Source organism: Mesorhizobium sp. M1217, assembly GCF_040318275.1.
In the GTDB taxonomy this organism is placed as follows: Bacteria; Pseudomonadota; Alphaproteobacteria; order Rhizobiales; family Rhizobiaceae; genus Mesorhizobium.
Genome location: NZ_JAMYMA010000017.1, coordinates 47,088 through 66,168, shown reverse-complemented (window position 1 = coordinate 66,168; position 19,081 = coordinate 47,088). Strand labels below are relative to the sequence as shown.

Annotated in this window: 18 protein-coding genes; 2 read left to right on the top strand and 16 right to left on the bottom strand. The window is 62.1% G+C overall.

The window, feature by feature from the left end; all coding sequences use genetic code 11:
- Positions 1-127: 127 nt before the first annotated feature.
- The gene (locus tag NKH37_RS25335) at positions 128-2,041 is read right to left on the bottom strand and encodes a potassium transporter Kup (RefSeq protein ID WP_352483011.1); all 1,914 of its coding nucleotides are present in this window, start codon (positions 2,039-2,041) and stop codon (positions 128-130) included.
- 71 nt (positions 2,042-2,112) lie between these two features.
- Positions 2,113-2,853 carry a pyridoxine 5'-phosphate synthase gene (locus NKH37_RS25330; protein ID WP_352589610.1) on the bottom strand — a complete coding sequence of 247 codons (741 nt, stop codon included), beginning with the start codon at positions 2,851-2,853 and terminating at the stop codon, positions 2,113-2,115.
- Between the two features lie 114 nt (positions 2,854-2,967).
- Here NKH37_RS25330 and NKH37_RS25325 point away from each other — a divergent pair, with 114 nt between their 5' ends.
- The gene (locus NKH37_RS25325) at positions 2,968-3,372 is read left to right on the top strand and encodes a SpoIIAA family protein (RefSeq protein ID WP_023720790.1); all 405 of its coding nucleotides are present in this window, start codon (positions 2,968-2,970) and stop codon (positions 3,370-3,372) included.
- A gap of 10 nt (positions 3,373-3,382) precedes the next feature.
- Here the strand turns inward: NKH37_RS25325 and NKH37_RS25320 are convergent, their stop codons facing one another.
- The 12 genes from NKH37_RS25320 to NKH37_RS25265 all read right to left on the bottom strand — a co-directional run bounded on the left by NKH37_RS25320 (position 3,383) and on the right by NKH37_RS25265 (position 15,692).
- The gene (locus tag NKH37_RS25320) at positions 3,383-4,510 is read right to left on the bottom strand and encodes an ATP-dependent DNA helicase (protein WP_023720791.1); all 1,128 of its coding nucleotides are present in this window, start codon (positions 4,508-4,510) and stop codon (positions 3,383-3,385) included.
- A gap of 146 nt (positions 4,511-4,656) precedes the next feature.
- Positions 4,657-5,037, bottom strand: a complete 381-nt coding sequence (locus NKH37_RS25315) for a nitrile hydratase accessory protein (protein ID WP_051409715.1) — start codon at positions 5,035-5,037, stop codon at positions 4,657-4,659.
- Positions 5,006-5,665, bottom strand: a complete 660-nt coding sequence (gene nthB, locus NKH37_RS25310; protein WP_352589607.1) for a nitrile hydratase subunit beta — start codon at positions 5,663-5,665, stop codon at positions 5,006-5,008. The genes NKH37_RS25315 and nthB overlap by 32 nt, the downstream gene beginning before the upstream one ends.
- Positions 5,662-6,267 (bottom strand): nitrile hydratase subunit alpha, encoded by a 606-nt coding sequence (gene nthA / locus NKH37_RS25305; RefSeq protein ID WP_023720794.1) that lies wholly within the window; start codon positions 6,265-6,267, stop codon positions 5,662-5,664. The genes nthB and nthA overlap by 4 nt, the downstream gene beginning before the upstream one ends.
- A 56-nt stretch (positions 6,268-6,323) precedes the next feature.
- Positions 6,324-9,482, bottom strand: coding sequence for an efflux RND transporter permease subunit (locus NKH37_RS25300; protein ID WP_352547052.1), 3,159 nt, complete (start codon positions 9,480-9,482; stop codon positions 6,324-6,326).
- Positions 9,479-10,732, bottom strand: coding sequence for an efflux RND transporter periplasmic adaptor subunit (locus NKH37_RS25295; protein ID WP_352483005.1), 1,254 nt, complete (start codon positions 10,730-10,732; stop codon positions 9,479-9,481). The genes NKH37_RS25300 and NKH37_RS25295 overlap by 4 nt, the downstream gene beginning before the upstream one ends.
- 168 nt (positions 10,733-10,900) lie before the next feature.
- Entirely contained in the window at positions 10,901-11,497 is a 597-nt protein-coding gene (locus NKH37_RS25290; RefSeq protein ID WP_352483004.1) for a LysE family translocator, read from the bottom strand.
- Positions 11,498-11,557: 60 nt separating this feature from the next.
- The gene (gene ilvN / locus NKH37_RS25285; protein WP_023720797.1) at positions 11,558-12,130 is read right to left on the bottom strand and encodes an acetolactate synthase small subunit; all 573 of its coding nucleotides are present in this window, start codon (positions 12,128-12,130) and stop codon (positions 11,558-11,560) included.
- 66 nt (positions 12,131-12,196) lie between these two features.
- A complete protein-coding gene (locus tag NKH37_RS25280) occupies positions 12,197-13,993 on the bottom strand; it encodes an acetolactate synthase 3 large subunit (protein WP_353003357.1) in 1,797 nt (598 codons plus the stop codon).
- Positions 13,994-14,226: 233 nt separating this feature from the next.
- A complete protein-coding gene (locus NKH37_RS25275; RefSeq protein ID WP_352788447.1) occupies positions 14,227-14,751 on the bottom strand; it encodes a GNAT family N-acetyltransferase in 525 nt (174 codons plus the stop codon).
- A 61-nt stretch (positions 14,752-14,812) separates the two neighbouring features.
- Positions 14,813-15,121 carry a hypothetical protein gene (locus tag NKH37_RS25270; RefSeq protein WP_352547049.1) on the bottom strand — a complete coding sequence of 103 codons (309 nt, stop codon included), beginning with the start codon at positions 15,119-15,121 and terminating at the stop codon, positions 14,813-14,815.
- A 4-nt stretch (positions 15,122-15,125) separates the two neighbouring features.
- A complete protein-coding gene (locus NKH37_RS25265) occupies positions 15,126-15,692 on the bottom strand; it encodes a helix-turn-helix domain-containing protein (protein WP_352788450.1) in 567 nt (188 codons plus the stop codon).
- A gap of 151 nt (positions 15,693-15,843) precedes the next feature.
- On the opposite strand from NKH37_RS25265, the gene NKH37_RS25260 reads away from it, so the two are divergent.
- The gene (locus NKH37_RS25260) at positions 15,844-17,673 is read left to right on the top strand and encodes an ATP-binding protein (RefSeq protein ID WP_352788453.1); all 1,830 of its coding nucleotides are present in this window, start codon (positions 15,844-15,846) and stop codon (positions 17,671-17,673) included.
- Between the two features lie 44 nt (positions 17,674-17,717).
- Here the strand turns inward: NKH37_RS25260 and NKH37_RS25255 are convergent, their stop codons facing one another.
- Positions 17,718-18,104: an ester cyclase gene (locus NKH37_RS25255; protein ID WP_023720803.1), complete on the bottom strand. Its 387-nt coding sequence runs from the start codon at positions 18,102-18,104 to the stop codon at positions 17,718-17,720.
- 129 nt (positions 18,105-18,233) lie between these two features.
- A complete protein-coding gene (locus NKH37_RS25250) occupies positions 18,234-19,028 on the bottom strand; it encodes a GGDEF domain-containing protein (protein WP_023720804.1) in 795 nt (264 codons plus the stop codon).
- Positions 19,029-19,081 lie beyond the last annotated feature (53 nt).

Below are 19,081 nucleotides of genomic sequence, written 5' to 3'. Positions count from 1 at the left end.
ACGCTTGCTGCGCTGCAATATCAAGTGCCGTCACGTAATGGCTCCGTCCCGATATTGCGAGTCGTCCACGACTTGGCAGACCCAGTCCCATCGGCAGACTACCTGGAATGTCGCAACGGACACGTTTTTAAATAGCCACCTGCGTCCCGATCTCGACCACGCGTCCGGTCGGGATCTGGAAATATTCCGTCGCATCGGCCGCCGTGCGCGCCAGCCCGATGAACAGCTTGTCCTGCCAGACCGGCATGCCGGAATTGGGCGAGGCCTTGAGCGAGCGCCGCGACAGGAAGAAGGATGTCGTCATGATGTCGAACTTCCAGCCCTGCTTGCGGCAGATCGCCAGCGCACGCGGGATGTTGGGCTGCTCCATATAGCCGAAGGTCAGCGTCACCCGCATGAACAGTTCGTTGACCGTCTCCATCTTGACGCGCTCGCTGTCGGGCACAACCGGCTGCGGTGCCGTCACCACCGAAAGGATGACATTCTGCTCGTGCAGCACCTTGTAGTGCTTGAGGCTGTGCATCAGCGCCGTCGGCGCGCTCAGCGGATCGCTGGTCAGGAACACTGCGGTGCCCGACACCAGATGCGGCTTCTTCTTCAGCAGATTGCCGGCAAGGAAATCGAGCGGAATCTCGTTCCGGCGGGTCTTTTCGAACAAATAGCGGGTGCCGCGGATCCAGGTGGACATGATCAGCCCCATGGCGCAAGCGACTGTTATCGAGACCCACCCGCCTTCGAGGATCTTGACGATGTTTGCGAGGAAAAATCCGGTATCGATCGTGCCAAACAGCAGTGTGAGCGCCGCCGCCAGTGCAAGCTGCCATTTCCACCGGAACCGCATCACGACAAACAGCAGGATGGTTGTCATCAGCATTTCGCCAGTCACCGAAATGCCATAGGCGGAAGCCAGCGAACTCGAACCGCCAAAGCCGACCACCAGCAACATCACGCCCAGCGCAACCACCAGATTGACGCGCGGCATGTAGATCTGGCCGGATTGCATTTCGGACGTATGCTGCACCTCGATGCGCGGAAGCAGATTGAGCTGCACCGCCTGGCGGGTCAGCGAGAAAGCGCCGGAGATCACCGCCTGACTGGCGATCACGGTCGCTGCCGTGGCCAGCCCAACCATGGGCATCAGCGCCCAATCAGGCAGCATCTGGAAGAATGGATTGGTGGGTTTGCCGCCGTTGGCCAGAACGAACGCGCCTTGTCCGAAATAGTTGAGGAGCAGACAAGGGAACACCACGGAAAACCATGCCAGCACGATCGGCCTGCGCCCGAAATGACCGAGGTCGACATAGAGGGCTTCGGCCCCGGTGACCGCCAGGAACACCGCCCCGACCGTGACGAAGGCACCGGTGGGCGTATTGGCCAGATAAGCGACCGCGTAATAGGGATTGATCGCCAGCAGGACCGACGGGTCGTCCAGCAGATGGTACACCCCGGCGGCGCCGATCGCCAGGAACCACACTGCCGTCACCGGTCCGAACACGGCCGCCACCCTGCCGGTGCCAAAGCGTTGCACGGCAAAAAGCATTGCCAGGATGACCAGCGTGATCGGAACCACATAGGTTTCCAGCGTCGGGGTCACCACTTCCAGGCCTTCGACCGCCGAAAGCACGGAGATGGCCGGCGTTATGATGGCGTCGCCGAAAAACAGCGCCGCGCCGCACAGCCCGATCCCCAGGATGAGCTTGGCTCCATTGGGATAAGCGCTGCGCGCAAGCGACATCAGCGACAGCGTGCCGCCCTCGCCCTTGTTGTCGGCTCTGAGAACGAAAGCGACGTACTTTATCGTGACGATGATCGTCAGCGCCCAGACGATAAGCGACAGCACGCCAAGGACGTCGTTGCGCGCTACCGGTCCCGACGATGCGTGCAGCGCTTCCCGAAATGCATAGATTGGGCTGGTGCCGATATCGCCGTAAACCACGCCCAGCGCGCCCAGCATCAGCACCTTGGTGCTGTGCTGCTCGACGGTGGAGTGGCTGGATTGCTCGATGGGTTCTGCCTCGCTACCGGCGTGAGCAAGGGCCATGGACGACACTCCCATAGACGTGCGGACGCGCTGCCATGCCGGGAACGCACGGCCTATCGGCTCGCCTCTCTCTACCAGCCACAAGCCTTCAGAAACCGCCTGACCGTTGCGGCCATGCCATACTCCAACGCATCGGCTGTCAACCCATGTCCGATCGACACTTCGGCCAATGCTGGGATGCGCCTGGCCAGTGCCGGCAAATTGCTGACCACAAGGTCGTGCCCGGCATTGACCTGGAGCCCTGCAGCAAGAGCGGCATCCGCCGTCTTTCCCAATTTCTCCAATTCCTTCGCCGCCTTTGCCGAATCGGAATGATAGCTGCCGTATGGACCCGTATAGAGTTCGATCCGGTCGGCACCGGTGTCGCGAGCGGCATTCACGCCATCGGGGTCCGGATCGGAAAACAGCGATACGCGAAAGCCTCCCTTCTTCAGGCGCTTGACGACCGGTGTCAGGAACGCAGCCCCGGCGGCGAAGTTCCAGCCATGGTCGGAAGTCGCCTGCACCGGGTCGTCGGGCACCAGCGTCACCTGTTCCGGCTGATGCTTTTCCACAAGCGCCAGGAACTCCTCAGTCGGATAGCCCTCGATGTTGAATTCCGCACTCGGGAACTCGTCGTCGATCAGCGCCCTGATCTCAGGCAGATCGGAATGCCTGGTGTGCCGCTCGTCGGGTCGCGGGTGCACCGTCAGCCCATGCGCACCGGCGGCAAGGGCGATGCGTCCGAGCCCCGTCACGCTTGGCCACGGCAGGTCCCGCCGGTTGCGCAGCATGGCGATGGCATTGAGGTTGACGGAAAGCTTTGCAGGCATTTGCACGGTTCCAGGCTGATCTCGGCGCGCATCTATAGCGCCTTTAAGGGGAACAGACAGAGGGTTTCAGGTGTTCCAGGGGAACGAAGAAAATCGAGCGCAAGGAGTTTCCTGTTGAATTTTCTCGATGCCGTGCCGGCGATCCGCCGCATCGATACCGATCGCGAAGACCTCTTCGCCATCGATGTCGTCGGCCATGTCGCAGCGGCTGATGCCGAAAACCTGTTCGGATTGCTGGAGGCAGCCTACGCGCTGCACACGAAAATCGACGTGCTGGTGCGCCTGATCGATCATGAGGGTGTCGACTGGACCGACGTATCGGACGAGACGATCGAACAGGGCATAGCTCACGCGGTGGAGCATATCGGCCGCTGCGCGGCGGTCGGTGAGCCGAACTGGATAGCGGAGGCAAGAGCCTTCTTGCCAGCCTCTTTGCCTATCGAACTCCGGCATTTCGAGGCTAAGGACGAAACCGCCGCCTGGGAATGGCTTGGCGCCAGACCGATCGCCCAGCGCTGATACGGCCGCCCTATCGGACGATCGTCAGCCGTTCGGCCGCGCGCGTGATGGCGGTGTAAAGCCAACGCTGCCGGGTTTCCTTGAATGCCCAGCTTTCGTCGAAAAGCACGATCTCGTTCCACTGCGACCCCTGCGCCTTGTGCACGGTCAGTGCGTAGCCATAATCGAAATCATCGAAGCGCTTCTTCTGCTGCCAGGGAATGTCGGCGTCCGGATCTTCGAACGCCGCCTTGAGCAGTTTGATCTTGGCGACGCCGCGATCCGGATCGTCTTCCTCCGGCGAGACCAGCAGATTGATGCCGGGCTTGACCGTCTCGCGCGACGAGGTCATCACCTTCCACAGCGAGCCGTTGAGCAGCCCCTTGGCTGGATCGTTGCGCAGGCAGACCAGCTTGTCGCCGGCTTGCGGATAATCGGCGTTGAACCCCTTCAGCTCGCGCAGCCGCTGATTATAGCGACGGCGCGTGCGGTTGGTGCCGACCAGCACCTGGTCCGCCTTCAGCACCAATTCCTGGGTGACGTCTTCCTTGCCGATCACTTGCGCCGCGCCATAGTCGCCGCGCATGAACTCGCGGCCCTCGCGCACATCGAGCGCAAGCCGGATGATCGGGTTGTCGCGCGCCTGGCGATGGATTTCGGTGAGCAGAATGTCCGGTTCGTGGTCGGTGAAGAAGCCGCCGCCGGAGATCGGCGGCAACTGGCCGGGATCGCCAAGCACCAGGATCGGCGTGCCGAAGCTCATCAGATCGCGGCCAAGCTGCTCGTCGACCATCGAGCATTCGTCGATGACGACGAGCTTGGCCCGCGAGATCGGGCTCTGCCGGTTGAGCGAAAAGGTCGGCGACATCGAGGTTTTGCCGGTCACCTCGTCCGCTACCGATTCCTCGCCTTTCGGCCGGTAGATCAGCGAATGGATTGTGCGGGCATTGACCGCGCCCTTGGAACGCAGCACCTGCGCCGCCTTGCCGGTAAAGGCGGCGAACTGCACCTGGCCGTCGACATGCTCGGCGAAATAGCGCGCCAGCGTCGTCTTGCCGGTGCCGGCATAGCCGAACAGCCGGAACAGCTGCGGCTTGCCGGCTTTCAGCCAGCCGGCCACCGCCTTCAGCGCCTCGTCCTGTTGAGGAGAAAATTCCATCAGCGCGACAGACCGGATTCGCGAGGGAAAGACAAGGTGACTGCCGTCACCATCAATTTCATCGCCAGCAATCACGCCGGTGCGACAGGATCAGGCTATCAGCGACAAACAGGAACGTAAAGAGAACAACGCCGAGCGATGGCAGCTTACCCAGCCCGCTGTGGGTCGTTCTCCAGCAGGATCGGCTTGCCATGCGGCGTAGCATGCGCGGCGCGTTCCCAGGCAGCAGCAAGGCTGTCGACATCGTTTCTACCGGCAACGCCTTTGGTCGACAGCAAATTCTCCAGCGCCGCCAGCCAGTGCTCGTAATAATCATGGCCGTCGCTCGCGGCGCCCGGCCGCTTCACCTCGGCCGATAAGGCGTCCGCCCATTCGGTCCACGAAAACAGCCCGTTGTCGTGTAGCGCCACCGTCATGGCGAAGGCCTCTGCTTGCCACGGCTCGGCGAAGACCGGCGCCTCGACACCGGCGGGCAGCACGGCGGCTGAGTTCGTCTCACGCCGGTTCAAGGTAGCTCTCCCAGGCATCGATCGACACGACAAGTTTCGGGTCGGCGCCCTCGCCCCAGATTTCGCTGCCGGTGAAAGCCACCGTATAGACCCATTGCGGGTTTTCGCCCTGGCCGTGCGCATTGGTGTCGGGAAAGACAAAGCCGTCACGCATGGCCTCGATGACGCCTCGCTTGCCGCGCGCGTAACGCGGCAGCCTGGTGTGGCCGGTCGGATGAAAGTTCTTGGTTCGCACGAGGTCGCCTGCCTTGAATCGCGGCGGGACGGCGAGCGGCCGGTCGCAAGGCCCGCCCTTGGCCAGCACCGCCGAAACGTCTTGCGCCTTCAGGACCCGCTTGGGTGTCGCTGCCGGGTCGACCGCATCGCCCCTGGCCAGATCGCGGTCGCTGACGAAACCATGGCGTTTGAGTAACACCTCCAGCGCCTTGATCCAGATTTCATAATAACTCGACGCATAGTAGTCGGCCGGGTGCAGCGATTCCCGCGCGTGCCGGCTCTCGTCGATGGTCCAGGCGCCCATGGCGCCGGCGCACAACGTCACGCCCAGCGCCCGCCTTTCCCAATCGGCATGGAAATAGGGTTCGTCCTGTTCAGGCGCGACCGGCCCGAAACCCATCTGGCCGCCGAGATCCTGCGGCCCGTTCATGCCGGTTCCCGCGCCAGCGCCGTGCCGATCATGGCATCGCGCGTCACCAGATCGGCGAGCCGTGCCTCATCCCAGCCCTCTGTGTCCCTGGGCCGCATCGGCACCACCAGATAGCGCAGCTCGGCGGTCGAATCCCACACCCGGATTGCCGTCGTCGCCGGCAAGGTCAGCCCGAATTCGTCGAGCACGCCGCGCGGATCGATCACCGCGCGCGAACGGTAGGGCGGCGCCTTGTACCAGACCGGCGGCAGGCCGAGCACCGACCATGGATAGCAGGAGCATAGCGTGCAGACGACGAGGTTGTGCGTGTCGGCCGTGTTGAACACCGCCTGCATGTGTTCGCCTTGCCGGCCGGTGTGGCCGAGCGATTCGATGGCCGCCGTCGCATCACGCTTCAGCCATGCGGCAAACCCGGGATCAACCCAGGCCTTCGCCACCACCTTTGCGCCGTTGCGCGGCCCGACCTTGGTTTCGTAGGTATCGACGATGACGTCGATCGCCGCTGGATCGATCAGCCCCTTGCGGGTGAGAATCGTCTCCAGTGCGCGCACACGCGCCGCAAAAGCATCAAGCTCGTTGTCGTGGTCGTGATTGTGCAGCATGGCATCAAATTACGATCGCGGACCTCCGGCCGCAAGCACCACGGCTTGGGCCAGTGCTATTCGGCTGCCGCCTTCTGCGGCACCGGTTCTTCCTCGTCGTCGAACAGTGACGGCTGGTCGACCGCCTCGACCGGGCTCGGCTCGCCCCGGTGCCCCGCCCATACGCTGACGAGCCAGCCGGAAAAATGCTCCATGTAGACGTAGATGACGGGCGTGACGAACAGCGTCAGTGCCTGCGAGGCGACAAGGCCGCCGACCACCGCCACGCCGAGAGGCTGGCGCAATTCCGCGCTGGCGCCGGTGCCGAGCGCGATCGGGATGGTACCCATCAGCGCGGCAAGCGTAGTCATCATGATCGGCCGGAAGCGCATCAGGCAGGCCTTGTGGATGGATTCGACAGGCGACATCCCCTCGCGCCTGAGTTCCAGCGCCACGTCGATCATCATGATGCCGTTCTTCTTGACGATGCCGATCAGCATCAGGATGCCGATCACCGCGATCACCGACAGATCCATCCCCGCCAGCCGCAACGCCACCAGCGCGCCGAGCACCGCCGATGGAAGCCCGGTCAGGATGGTAAGCGGATGGATAAAGCTCTCATAGAGCATGCCGAGCACGATATAGATGGTCAGGATCGCGCCGCCGATCAGCAGCCCCTGGTTGGAAAGCGAATCCTGGAACGTCTTCGCCGTGCCCGAGAAGGCGGTCGAGATCGTCGGCGGCATGCCGATCTTGTCCTTCAGCGCATTGATGTGGCTCACGCTGTCGCCGAGGGCCACGCCTTGCGGCAGATTGTAGGAAATGGTCACTGCCGGAAGCTGGCCGAGCTGATTGACGGTCAAAGCGCCGGCGGTCCGATCGACACGGGCGAACGCACCGAGCGGCACCAGGCTGCCGCTGACCGTCCTTACCTTGATCGCCAGCATCCGTTCGGGCGACCACTCGATCTTCGGGTCGAGTTCCATGACCACTTTATAGCTGTCGGCCGAACCGAAGATGGTCGACACCTGCTGGGTGCCGAAACCGCCATAGAGGCTGGAGCGCAACGTGTCGGTATCGACGCCAAGCGTCGCTGCCTTGTCGCGGTCGATCACCAGCGTCGCCTGCAACGCGTTGTTCTGCAGGTCATTGGTGACATCGGTGAAGGCGCCATGATCGGCAGCCATCGCGTCCGTCAACTTTTGCGCCCAGACGTTCGTCAGGCCGGTATCGAGGCCCTGCACGGCAAGCTGGTAGGCACTCGCCGAAGCGCGCGCGCCGAGCCGCAGGTTCTGCACCGGTTGCATGTAGGTTTCGATTCCGGACACATTGGCAAGCTGGCGCCGCAGATCCGCAAGCACCTTGTCGATATTGGGGCGCTGGTCCTTGTCTTTCAGCTGTACAAACAGCTGGCCTTGGTTGAGCGCATTGTTTCCACTGCCCGCCGACCAGCCGACATGCGCGACATAGGGCGAATGGGAGAAGACATCAGCCACTTGCCCCTGCAACTTGACCATGGCGTCGAAGGAGATGTCCTGGCGCGCGATGGTCGTCACCGAGACCTGGCCGATATCCTCCTGCGGGAAGAAGCCCTTCGGCGAGATCTGGATCAGCCACACCGACAGCCCGGCGGTTACCAGGAAGACAAGGAAAACCAGGAAATTGTGGCGCAGGCAGAATGTCAGCAGCCGGTCATAGCCCCGCATGAAGACGTTTTGCCTATGGTCCGCGCCGTGCGCTGCTTTCTGCTCGGCTTTCGATAACGACAACAGCCGCGAGCACAGCATCGGCGTCAGCGTCAGCGAGACGAACATCGACGCCAGGATGGCGACCGTCACCACCACCGCGAATTCGTTGAAGATGCGCCCGATCACGCCGCCCATCAAAAGCACGGGAATGAACACGGCGACCAGCGAGATCGAGATCGATATGATGGTGAAGCCGATTTCGCGGGCGCCCTTGAGCGACGCCTCCATTGCCGAGAGCCCATCCTCCTCCATATGCCGAAAGATATTTTCCAGCATCACAATGGCGTCGTCGACGACAAGGCCAACCGCCAGCGTCAGTCCCATCAGCGAGATGTTGTCGATGGAAAAGCCGAATAGGTACATCACGCCCAGAGTGGCGATGAGCGAAATCGGCACCGCCACGGCCGGGATCACCGTCGCCGTCACCCGGCGCAGGAACAGGAAGATCACCATCACCACCAGCGCGATGGTGAGTAGCAGCGTGAACTGCACGTCGTCGACCGCCTCGCGGATCGATGTCGAGCGATCGTTCAGCAACTGGATGCTCGCCGCCGCCGGCATCTGACCCTCGAAGGAAGGCAGCATCGCCTTGACGCGGTCGACGACGTCGACGGTGTTGGCATCCGGCTGGCGCTGCACCGCCATGATGATAGCGCGGGTGCCGTCGTACCAGCTTGCCGTCGTCGTGGTCTCGACCGAATCGATGACGCGGGTCACCTCGCCGAGCCGCACCGGATGGCCGTTCTTGGTGGCGATGATGATGTTGGAGAATCCCGCCGCGTTGGTCAGCTGCGTGTTCGCCGTGATGGTCAGCTGCTGTTTGTTGTTCTTGAGCACACCGAGCGGCGTGTTGCTGTTGGCCGAGGCAATGGCCGTCTGCAGCTGGTCGATCGAGATGCCGCGTGCGGCGAGCGCCGTCGGATCGATCTGGACGCGGACGGCATATTTCTGTTGGCCGTAGATCGAAACCTGCGCAACGCCGTCGATCGTCGACAGCGACGGCGAAATCACATTCTCGGCAAAGGCATCGAGATCGGTCAGCGGAATGGTGTCGCTGACCAGCGACATCAGCAGGATCGGCGCGTCGGCTGGATTGACCTTGCGATAGCTCGGCGGGCTGGTCATCTCCGGCGGCAATTGTCGTTGCGTGCGTGCGATCGCCGCCTGCACATCGGCGGCGGCTGCATCGATGTCGCGGTTGAGCACGAACTGAATGGCGATCGAGGTCGTGCCGAGCGAATTGGTCGTCGAGATCGAATCGATGCCGGCGATAGTGGCAAACTGCTTGATCAGCGGCGTTGCCACCGAGGTCGCCATGGTTTCCGGCGAGGCCCCAGGCAGCGAGGCCGAGACGTTGACAACCGGAAATTCCGCGCTTGGCAGCGCCGCGACCGGCAGGAATTTGTAAGCAAATAGCCCGCCCAGAACCAAGGCGAACGACATGAGCAGCGTGGCGACGGGCCTGCGGATGCAGAATTCGGAAATCATGGCTGTGTTCCGCCCGTCCTGTCGGCCTCCGCGACCTTCGGAGTCGCTTGGTCGTCGGTACCGGTCGAGGCCTTGCCTTCGCGCACCGCCGCGCCGTTTTTCAGCTTGGTCTGGCCTTCGACGACGACACGCTCGCCGCTTTCCAATCCTTGGCTGATCGCGGTGTTGGCGCCTTCTGTCAGCGCGACCTGCACGGGCCGCATTTCAACGGTGTTGTCCGGCTTGATCACATAGACGAACGGCCCCTTCTGGCTGGGCTGGACGGCGACCGTCGGAACGGACGTCATTTGCGGCATGATGCCGGCATCGAGCACGACATTTACATATTGGCCCGGCCACAGCGAAAGATCGGCGTTGGGCACGCTGGCCCGCGTTGCGATCGTGCCGGATGCCGTGTCCACGCTGGAATCGACGAAATCCAGCGTTCCCTTGCCGATCGGCTTCGGGTCGCCGTCCTTGGTCAGCGTCACCGCGCCTTGCTGCGGCGCCGCCAGGGCCTTGTGCAGTAAGGCAAGATCGCTTTCCGGAAGATTGAAGTTCACCTGCAGCGGGTCGACCTGCGTGATCGTCACCAGCGGCGTCGACGTGCTGCTGCCGTTGCTGGTGGTGACGAGGTCGCCCACCGCGACGCTGACCGCGCCAAGCCTGCCGGAAATCGGCGCTTTGATCGTGGCAAAGCCAAGCTGGACCTCGTCCGCATCGATCGTCGCCTTATCGGCGTCGACAGTGGCCGCGGCGGATTTCTGCGCCGCGACGGCCTGATCATAGGTCTGCTGTGTTCCGGCCTGCCTGGCGACGAGATTTTTGGCGCGCTGAAGATCGGCCGTGGCGCTGGCAAGCAGCGCCTGGTCTTTTGCGAGCGTCGCCTGATCGCGTGCCAATTGGGCCTTCAATGAGCGATCGTCCAGCGAGAACAGAAGGTCGCCGGCCTTCACCATCTGTCCGTCCTTGACCGCGATTGCGACGATCTGGCTCGAGACCCGTGCGTTGATGCTGACCACGGCGGGAGAGGACACAAAGCCGATGGCATAGCGCCGGACCGGGAAATCGGCCGTCGAGGCGGTGGCGGCAACCACCGAAGTCGAACGCGCGGCATTTGCCGCTGCAGCGGGCTTGTCCGCCGCCGCCGTCGTCTGCTTCGCCGACAGCATCTGCTGAAGACCGCTCATTGCGGTGGGCGAATGATAAAGCCACGCCGCCGCGGCAACGCAGGCTGCAGCAATCACCGCAAATACGATCTTTCCGCGCATCGACAAAAGGCCTCTCGATCCGACACGCCGCTATCCGGTGGCCGCAGTCTAGCTCAACTCGCAGCCTCTTGCCGCGCTTTTGCCAGATAATAGAGGATGCCGAAGGCGAAAAAGGGCCAAAAGCCGTCATTACGAAGATTTAATGTGCAGTGCACAATAAAACGGCAGCTAACGCAGCATCGGCCACAGCGTCGCCGCAAGCATCACGCCCATGGCGATGTTGAACCATTTGAGCCGCACCGCATCAGCCAGAAAACCGCGCAGCGCCATGCCGAAACCGGCCCAAGTCGAAATGCTCGGCAGCATGACGACGGCGAAAGCGGCCGCGATCAGCACCACGGACACAAACGGGCGTTCCGGATTGGTATAGACGGCCATGGCCGTAATCGCCATCACCCAGGCCTTAGGATTGACCCACTGGAAAGCCGCAGCCTCGATGAAGCGCATCGGCTGGCCCTTCGCCTCGCCTTCGCCGCCGAGCGAGCGCGACATGGCGATCTTCCAGGCGAGATAAAGCAGGTAGAGGCCGCCGGCGATCTTCAACCCGGTATGCAGCACCGGAAAGGCCGTCAACACGGCCCCAAGCCCGAAGCCTACGGCAAGCAACAGCACGAGGAAGCCGAAGCCGATGCCGAGCATGTGTGGCACGGTCTTGACCAAGCCGAAATTCACACCCGAGGCCAAAAGCATGAAATTGTTCGGACCCGGCGTGATCGAGGTCACGAAGGCATAGACCAGCAAGGCGAAGAATGCGTCGAATGTCATGCCGTTCCCCTATTCAATGCGATCGGTGGCAAAGCGACGAGATAGAGCCAAGCTGGATGACTACATCCCTTGCGGGCCGCGGTTCATCGCCGCCACTCCGGTACGGCAGATTTCGACCAGCCCGAGCGGCTTCATGATGGCGATAAACTGATCGAGCTTCGAACCCTTACCGGTGATCTCGAAGATGAAATGCTCGGTGTTGGCGTCGATGACGCTGGCGCGGAATGCATCGGCGAGCCTGAGCGCCTCGACGCGGGATTCGCCGGTGCCGGCGACCTTGACCAGCGCGAGCTCCCGCTCCAGTGGCCGCTCCTGTCCGAATTCCTGCGATCGCACGGTGAGATCGACGACACGATGCACCGGCACGATGCGCTCGAGCTGGTGCTTGATCTGCTCCAGCACGTGCGGCGTGCCGCGCGTCACGATGGTGATGCGCGACAGGTGCTTTTCGTGCTCGGTTTCCGAGACCGTCAGGCTCTCGATGTTGTAGCCACGTCCGGAGAACAGGCCGATGACCCGGGCAAGCACGCCCGGCTCGTTGTCGACGAGGACCGAAAGCGTGTGGTTCTCTGGTTTTTCCGTCTCCTTGGCGATGAAATAGGCGGAGCCGGTCGGTTGCAACTGTGCGTTCATGACATGAATCTCGATTTCAAACTTTTACGCTAATCTGCTGTTTTCGCATAGCTTTCTCGAACCAGGCTACACCAGCTCCCTGCCCTTGGCGTCGATCGCGTTGGCGACAGCTTCGTCGGTCGCCTCGTCAGGCAACAGCATCTCGTTATGCGCCTTGCCGGACGGGATCATCGGGAAGCAGTTGGCGAGCGTCGCCACGCGGCAATCGAACAGGACGGGCTTCTTGACCGCGATCATCTCCTTGATGGCGTCATCGAGCTCGTCCGGCTTGTCGCAGCGAATACCGTGGCCGCCATAGGCTTCGGCGAGCTTGACGAAATCCGGCATCGCCTCGGTATAGGAATGCGACAGCCGGTTGCCGTGCAGCAGCTGCTGCCATTGCCGCACCATGCCCATATACTGGTTGTTGAGGATGAAGATCTTGATCGGCGCCTCGTGCTGCACCGCCGCACTCATCTCCTGCATCGTCATCTGCACCGAGGCGTCGCCGGCGATATCGATGACCAGCGCATCCGGGTGCGCGATCTGCACGCCGAGCGCGGCCGGCAGGCCGTAGCCCATCGTGCCCAGCCCGCCGGAGGTCATCCAGCGGTTCGGCTTCTCGAAATGATAGTGCTGCGCCGCCCACATCTGGTGCTGGCCGACCTCGGTGGTGATGTAGGTGTCGAGGTCTTTGGTCAGCGCATAAAGCCGCTGGACGGCATATTGCGGCATGATCACCTCATGGTTCATCTTGTAGGCGAGTGAATCGCGCGCGCCCCATTTGGCGATCTGCTCCCACCACGGGTGAAGCGCCTTCTTGTCGGCCTTGGCGGTTGCCCGCCACAGTCGCACCAGATCCTCCAGCACACGGCCGACATCGCCGATGATCGGCACGTCGGTATGGACGTTCTTGTTGATCGAAGACGGGTCGATGTCGATGTGGATCTTCTTCGAATTCGGCGAAAACGCTGTCAGCCGCCCGGTGATGCGGTCGTCGAAGCGCGCGCCGATGCAGAGCATGACGTCGCAATCGTGCATCGCCATGTTCGCTTCATAGGTGCCGTGCATGCCGAGCATGCCCATCCAGTTCTTGCCCGACGCCGGATAGGCGCCAAGGCCCATCAGCGTCGAGGTGATCGGGAAGCCGGTCAGGTCGACCAGCTCGCGCAGCAGATGGCTCGCCTCCGGGCCGGAATTGATGACGCCGCCGCCCGAATAGATGATCGGCCTCCTGGCGCCGGCCATCAGCTCGACCGCCGCCTTGATCTTCTCCAGGTCGCCCTGGACCTTCGGCTGGTAGCTGGTGCGCGGCGCCGTCTGCGGCGGGACATAGATGCCCTTGGCGAACTGAACGTCCTTCGGGATGTCGACCACGACCGGACCGGGGCGCCCTGTCGTTGCCACATGGAAGGCCTCGTGGATCGTTGCCGCGAGCTGGTTGACGTCCTTCACCAGCCAGTTGTGCTTGGTGCAGGGCCGCGTGATGCCGACCGTGTCGCACTCCTGGAACGCATCCGAGCCGATCAGCGACGTCGGTACCTGGCCCGTCAGGCAGACCAGCGGGATCGAATCCATCAGCGCGTCCTGCAATGGCGTCACCGCATTGGTGGCGCCCGGCCCGGAGGTCACCAGCATGACGCCGGCCTTGCCGGTCGAGCGCGCATAGCCTTCCGCCGCGTGGCCAGCGCCCTGTTCGTGGCGAACGAGGATGTGCTCGACCTCGTCCTGCTGGAAGATTTCATCGTAGATTGGCAGAACCGCGCCTCCCGGATAGCCGAAAACATGCTTGACGCCATTGTCCTTCAGCGCCTGCACCACCATTTCGGCGCCAGTCATCTCGGTTCTTGGCGTTTCGCGCCGCTCATTCTGTCCACTGCTCATCGGTCTGGTCCCGTACTGTTCGCCATCGGGCGATTGCTGGTCGTTTAGTCGTGTTTCGGGCAATAAAAAAGGCCCCCGAGGGAGCCTGTGTCTTGCGCATGGGAGGTCACCGCCTGGCGGTTACACCGCCTTGCCCACGCGCTTTCCTACGAGAATGAGTGCCGTTTTCATGGTCGCGGACAATAGAATTGGTTTGATGGTGCTGTCAACGGCGAATGTGCGCGGGCCAGATATCAGACTGTACCAATGCGCTTCCAGTAGATGAGGGTGCCCGTCAGCCCGCCATGCGGCTTCAGCGCATAATCTGGTATTTCGCCGCCCAGCGTGAAGCCGAGCTTTTCATAGAGGCCGGAAGCCCCCTCCTCTTTTGCCGTGTCCAGCACCAACAGCGTGCGGCCTTTCTCCATGGCAACGGCTTCCGCCGCCTCCATCAGGCGGGTTGCGACGCCCTTGCCGCGATAATTGAGGCGGGTCATCAGCTTGGCGATCTCGGCCCGGTGCGGCTGGTTGGGAGGGCAGTCGAGCAGCACGGTGACGGTGCCGATCAGAGCCTCGCCGTTCCAGGCCCCGAGCACCGCCCTTTCGCCTCTGGCGACCGCCTGAAGCGACTTGTTCCAGAAGGCTGCAGCCATCTCCGGCGCCAAGGGACGCATGAAGCTGACCGAGCCGCCGGCGGCAACCGTGCCGATCAGCAAATCGACCAGCATTTTTTTCGTTCCGGCAGTATTGCTGAGCAGGTTGATTTCTATTGAATCCATGTGGTCTCCTCTGTGTGCAACGGGAACGGCAGTGCATCGAGCGGCAGCATGGCCTGCACCGTCAGCCGAAATGACTGGTCCGCTTCCGCTTCCTGGCTCGGCGGATTTCTCCGATGCGCTCGGCGTCTTCCTCTTGCAGATGTCGCCCGCGTTCCAGCAGTTCGAGCGTGTATTCCTCATAGGTCAGGCCTAGCCGCTCGGCCTTGTCCAGCCGCATCAGCATGATCTCGCGGCTCGGCACTTTCCATGCCTGGGCATGGGCGGTCCGCCAGGCAAGAAAGATATAGGGGTCTCCCTTGCCCCAAGGCGGACCGTCGTAGTCGTCGAGCGGCGGACCGCCATTGTCGGAACGTTTCGGACGGCGCGCCATCGTCTCAGCTCCTGGCCAACGCAACCAGATAGTCGGCGGCGTCCGGCCCCGGAGCGTGGAAGACGCAATCGGATGGCGCGCCGAGCGCCAGACAGTCGCCGGGCTCGAGCCTGTGAACGATGTCGCCCTCGACGAATTCCAGCTGCCCGGAGATCAGCCATATCTGTTGTCTGATGAAGGCATAGGAGGCCGCCGGGAAGCTCACCTTGGCGCCCGCCGGCAGTTTGACCCGGATCAGTTCGAGCGGCATGTCCGAAACCGGCGAAAGGTGCCGCCGCACATAACCCGTAGCCGGATCGCGCCAGACCGGCTGGTCACGTTCGCGAAGCAGGCCACCGCCTTGCAACTCCGCCCTTGCGATCAAAGTGGAAAGCGTCATGCCGAACGCGGCCGCAATGCGCACGAGGAGTGCCGCCGTCGGGCTCGTCATGCCGCGCTCGATCGTGCTCAGCATGGCTTTCGAGACATCGGACTGCTCCGCCAAATCCGCCAGGGACCAGCTGCGAGCCACCCTTTCGGCGTGTATCCTTCTGCCGATAGTCGATGAGATATCGTTCGCTATATTATCCATTCATCCACTATAGCGAAATCCCGCGCTCGGGCAACGGCCGTTTCGTCCAGTTTTCGCAAACCCCTTAACGTCCGCTAAACCATCCGGCCTCACCCCACCTTAACCCCATCCGCCTAGGCTCATTGTTTGGGAAAAGGGGATCGGCCTGTCCATGCTCGTCGAACGCGAAACCTCCATTGGAGAACCGACTTTGCTGGAGCGCCGCAGGGCGGAGCAGAACGACAAGCGGATTCTGGGCAATGTCGTGCAATGCGATGGCGCGCGCGCCACCATCAGCGCCTATGCCGACGATATCGAAGGCACGGTCACCGGCCTATGGAGCGTCGGCAAGATGATCTCGATCAATCTCGGTACATCACGAACCGTCGGACTGGTCTACGAAATCGGCAAGTCGGATCGTGCCTGGAGCAGCGAGGGCCAGAATCCGATCGAGGTCAGCATCGAATTGATTGGCGAGGTGCGCGACGGCGCCGAACCCGGCGCCAAGCCGGTGTTCGACCGCGGCATCACGACCTATCCGCATATCGGCGCCATTGCCCATCGTATCCGCAGCCGCGACCTGCAGGCCGTCTACGATCTCGCCGGGCGTCACTCGATCACCATCGGTACGCTGTCGCAGGACGAGGCTATCGACGCCAATATTGCCATCGACGATACGCTGGCGCGCCATTTCGCCATTGTCGGCACCACCGGGGTCGGCAAATCGACCGCCGTCTCGCTGCTCTTGCGCAAGTCGATTGCCGCCCGGCCCGACCTGCGCGTGCTGATCCTCGATCCACACAACGAGTTCGCCGCGTCCTTGCCCGAATATTGCTTCAGGGTCGATTCGACGACGCTCGACCTGCCCTTCTGGATGTTCAAACTCGAGGAATTCGCCGAGGTGCTGTTTCGCGGCCGCGAGACGGTGCCGGAAGAGGTCGACGCCTTGCGCGATCTCATTCCCGCGGCCAAGAACCTCTATCGCAATCCGAACACCGGCAACTACCTGCGGCGCAGCACCGACGCGCTGACCGCCGACGCGCCGGTACCCTATCGCATTGCCGACCTCATCAAGCTGGTCGACGAACGCATGGGATTGCTGGAAAGCAAGAACGATCGTCCAACCCTCAGGTCACTGAAGACACGTATCGAATCGGCGGCATCCGATCCGCGCTACCGTTTCATGTTCAACTCGCGCCTGATCGAGGACACCATTCACGAGACGATCGGCAACATTTTCCGCGTGCCGCATCACGGCCGCCCGGTGACCTGCTTCGAAATGGCCGGTATGCCGTCCGAGGTGGTCAATTCCGTATGCTCGGTGCTGGCGCGGCTGGCGTTCGACCTGGCGTTGTGGAGCGAAGGCCGCTTGCGGCTGCTCTTCCTGTGCGAGGAAGCGCATCGCTATATGCCGGCCGATCCCCGCCTCGGTTTCGCGCCGACCCGGCACGCGCTGTCGCGCATCGCCAAGGAAGGCCGCAAATATGGCTGTTATCTCGGTGTCGTCACCCAGCGCCCGGGCGAGCTTGATCCGACCATCCTGTCGCAGTGCTCGACGTTCTTCGCCATGCGGCTCGCCAATGAGCAGGACCAGGCGATCATCCGCTCGGCGATCGCCGATTCCTCGGCTTCGACGCTGGCGTTCCTCTCCTCCATGGGCCAGCGCGAGGCCATCGCCTTCGGAGAAGGCGTGGCGACGACGATGCGGATGAAGTTCGAAAAACTCTCCGAGGATTTGATCCCCGGCACGGCCAAGCGCGAGGACGCCTTGCCCTCCGAAACCGGCAACGATGTCGACCTCGTTGCGATCGTCGAACGGCTGCGCAACGTGCCTAGACCACAACAGGCAATGCCGTTCGCGGAAGTCATTGATCCGGGCCGGCAGGCCGGCGATTCCGACTATCGCAAACCGCCGGCCGTACGTACCCAGCGGGACGAGGATTTCGACTTGCGCTACGGCCTCAAGCCGGCGACCTTCGGCCTGCGTCCCCAGAACGATTGAGCCGAGCGACGTTTAGGCAGACCTCATCGGTGCGTCGGCAACCATCAAAGCTGAACTTCGATGGCTGCCTTGTCTATAACGGACCATACCTGGCGAATTTTCCCTCTCTGAAACTCATAGAATACGTTCTCGGTAAACCAAATTCTCTTCCCGCTTACATCGAGCCCAAGGAACGTTCCCCTTGGGGTGCAGTTGAAGCTTAGCCGGCTCGCTATATAAGGCGGATCGGCAACCAATAGCCGAATGTCGAAGTAAAGGTCCGGAATTTCATCGAAGTCTCTCTCCAACATTTCGAGGTACCCGGATAATCCGAGCGGCCGACCGTTGTGGATCGCTTCATCATGAACAAACTGCCCCAGATTTGGCCAATCCTGCTTGTTCAGACATGCAATATAGCCTCGGTAAAGATCGGAGAGGTCGGATTTGATCACGGCAACACCTCTATCTCCCACAAGCCTTGCAAGGCGCCGTCTCAGCTTATTTGGCGACGTCGGTCTGCGAGCACCGGAAGCACAGAAAACGGCACTAGACGGCCAGCATCACGAATTTAATGACGGGATTCAGGCGCAGACGCGGTTGCGGCCTTGCCTCTTTGCCTCATAGAGCTGGCGGTCGGCGCGGCGATAGAACTCCTCGGCGGTTTCCTTGCGGTCCCAGACGGCAAGCCCGACGCTGGTGGTGATTTTCAGTCGGACATTGCCTGTCAGCACCGACATGCTGGCGATCGCCTTGCGGATGCGCTCGGCGAATTTGGATAGCAGCTCGGCGTCCATATTGGGCGTGACCACCGCGAACTCCTCGCCGCCCAGGCGCGCCACCACGTCGTGATAGCGTGTCATGTCCTTGAGACAGTTGGCGACGGCCCGCAACACCTCGTCGCCGACATCGTGGCCGTGGCTGTCGTTGACCTGCTTGAAGTGGTCGAGATCGAGGATCATCAGCCCGACTGGTTTTTCGATGCGGCGAAACTCCTCGAGATATTCTTTCAGCGCATCGTCGAAATAGCGCCGATTCTGCATGCCGGTGAGGCTGTCGGTCAGCGCCGCATGCTCCAGCGTCTCCGAGCGCGCACTGAGTGAAACTGTCATCGCGCGCAGCTTGCCTTCTTCCGTCGCCTGCTTTCGGATCAGCGGATAGATGAAGAAAATGCCGAAGAACAGCGCAGTCGCCAGCAGCACGCCGATCGCAAACAGCAGCTTGTTGAGATAGACGATTTCATCGAGTTCCGAAGGCGTATTGCTAATGTCGGCCGCCAGGGTTTGCAGGAGTCCATAGGCGTAAAGCGTCACCAGGCCGGCGGCCAGGATCACAAAAATAAAGACGAAAAACGCTGATTCCGCCTTGTGGAAATGCATCTGCTCCCCGTTGAAAAGTTCCTATCGATCTTATGGCATGCGGGAGCTTACGG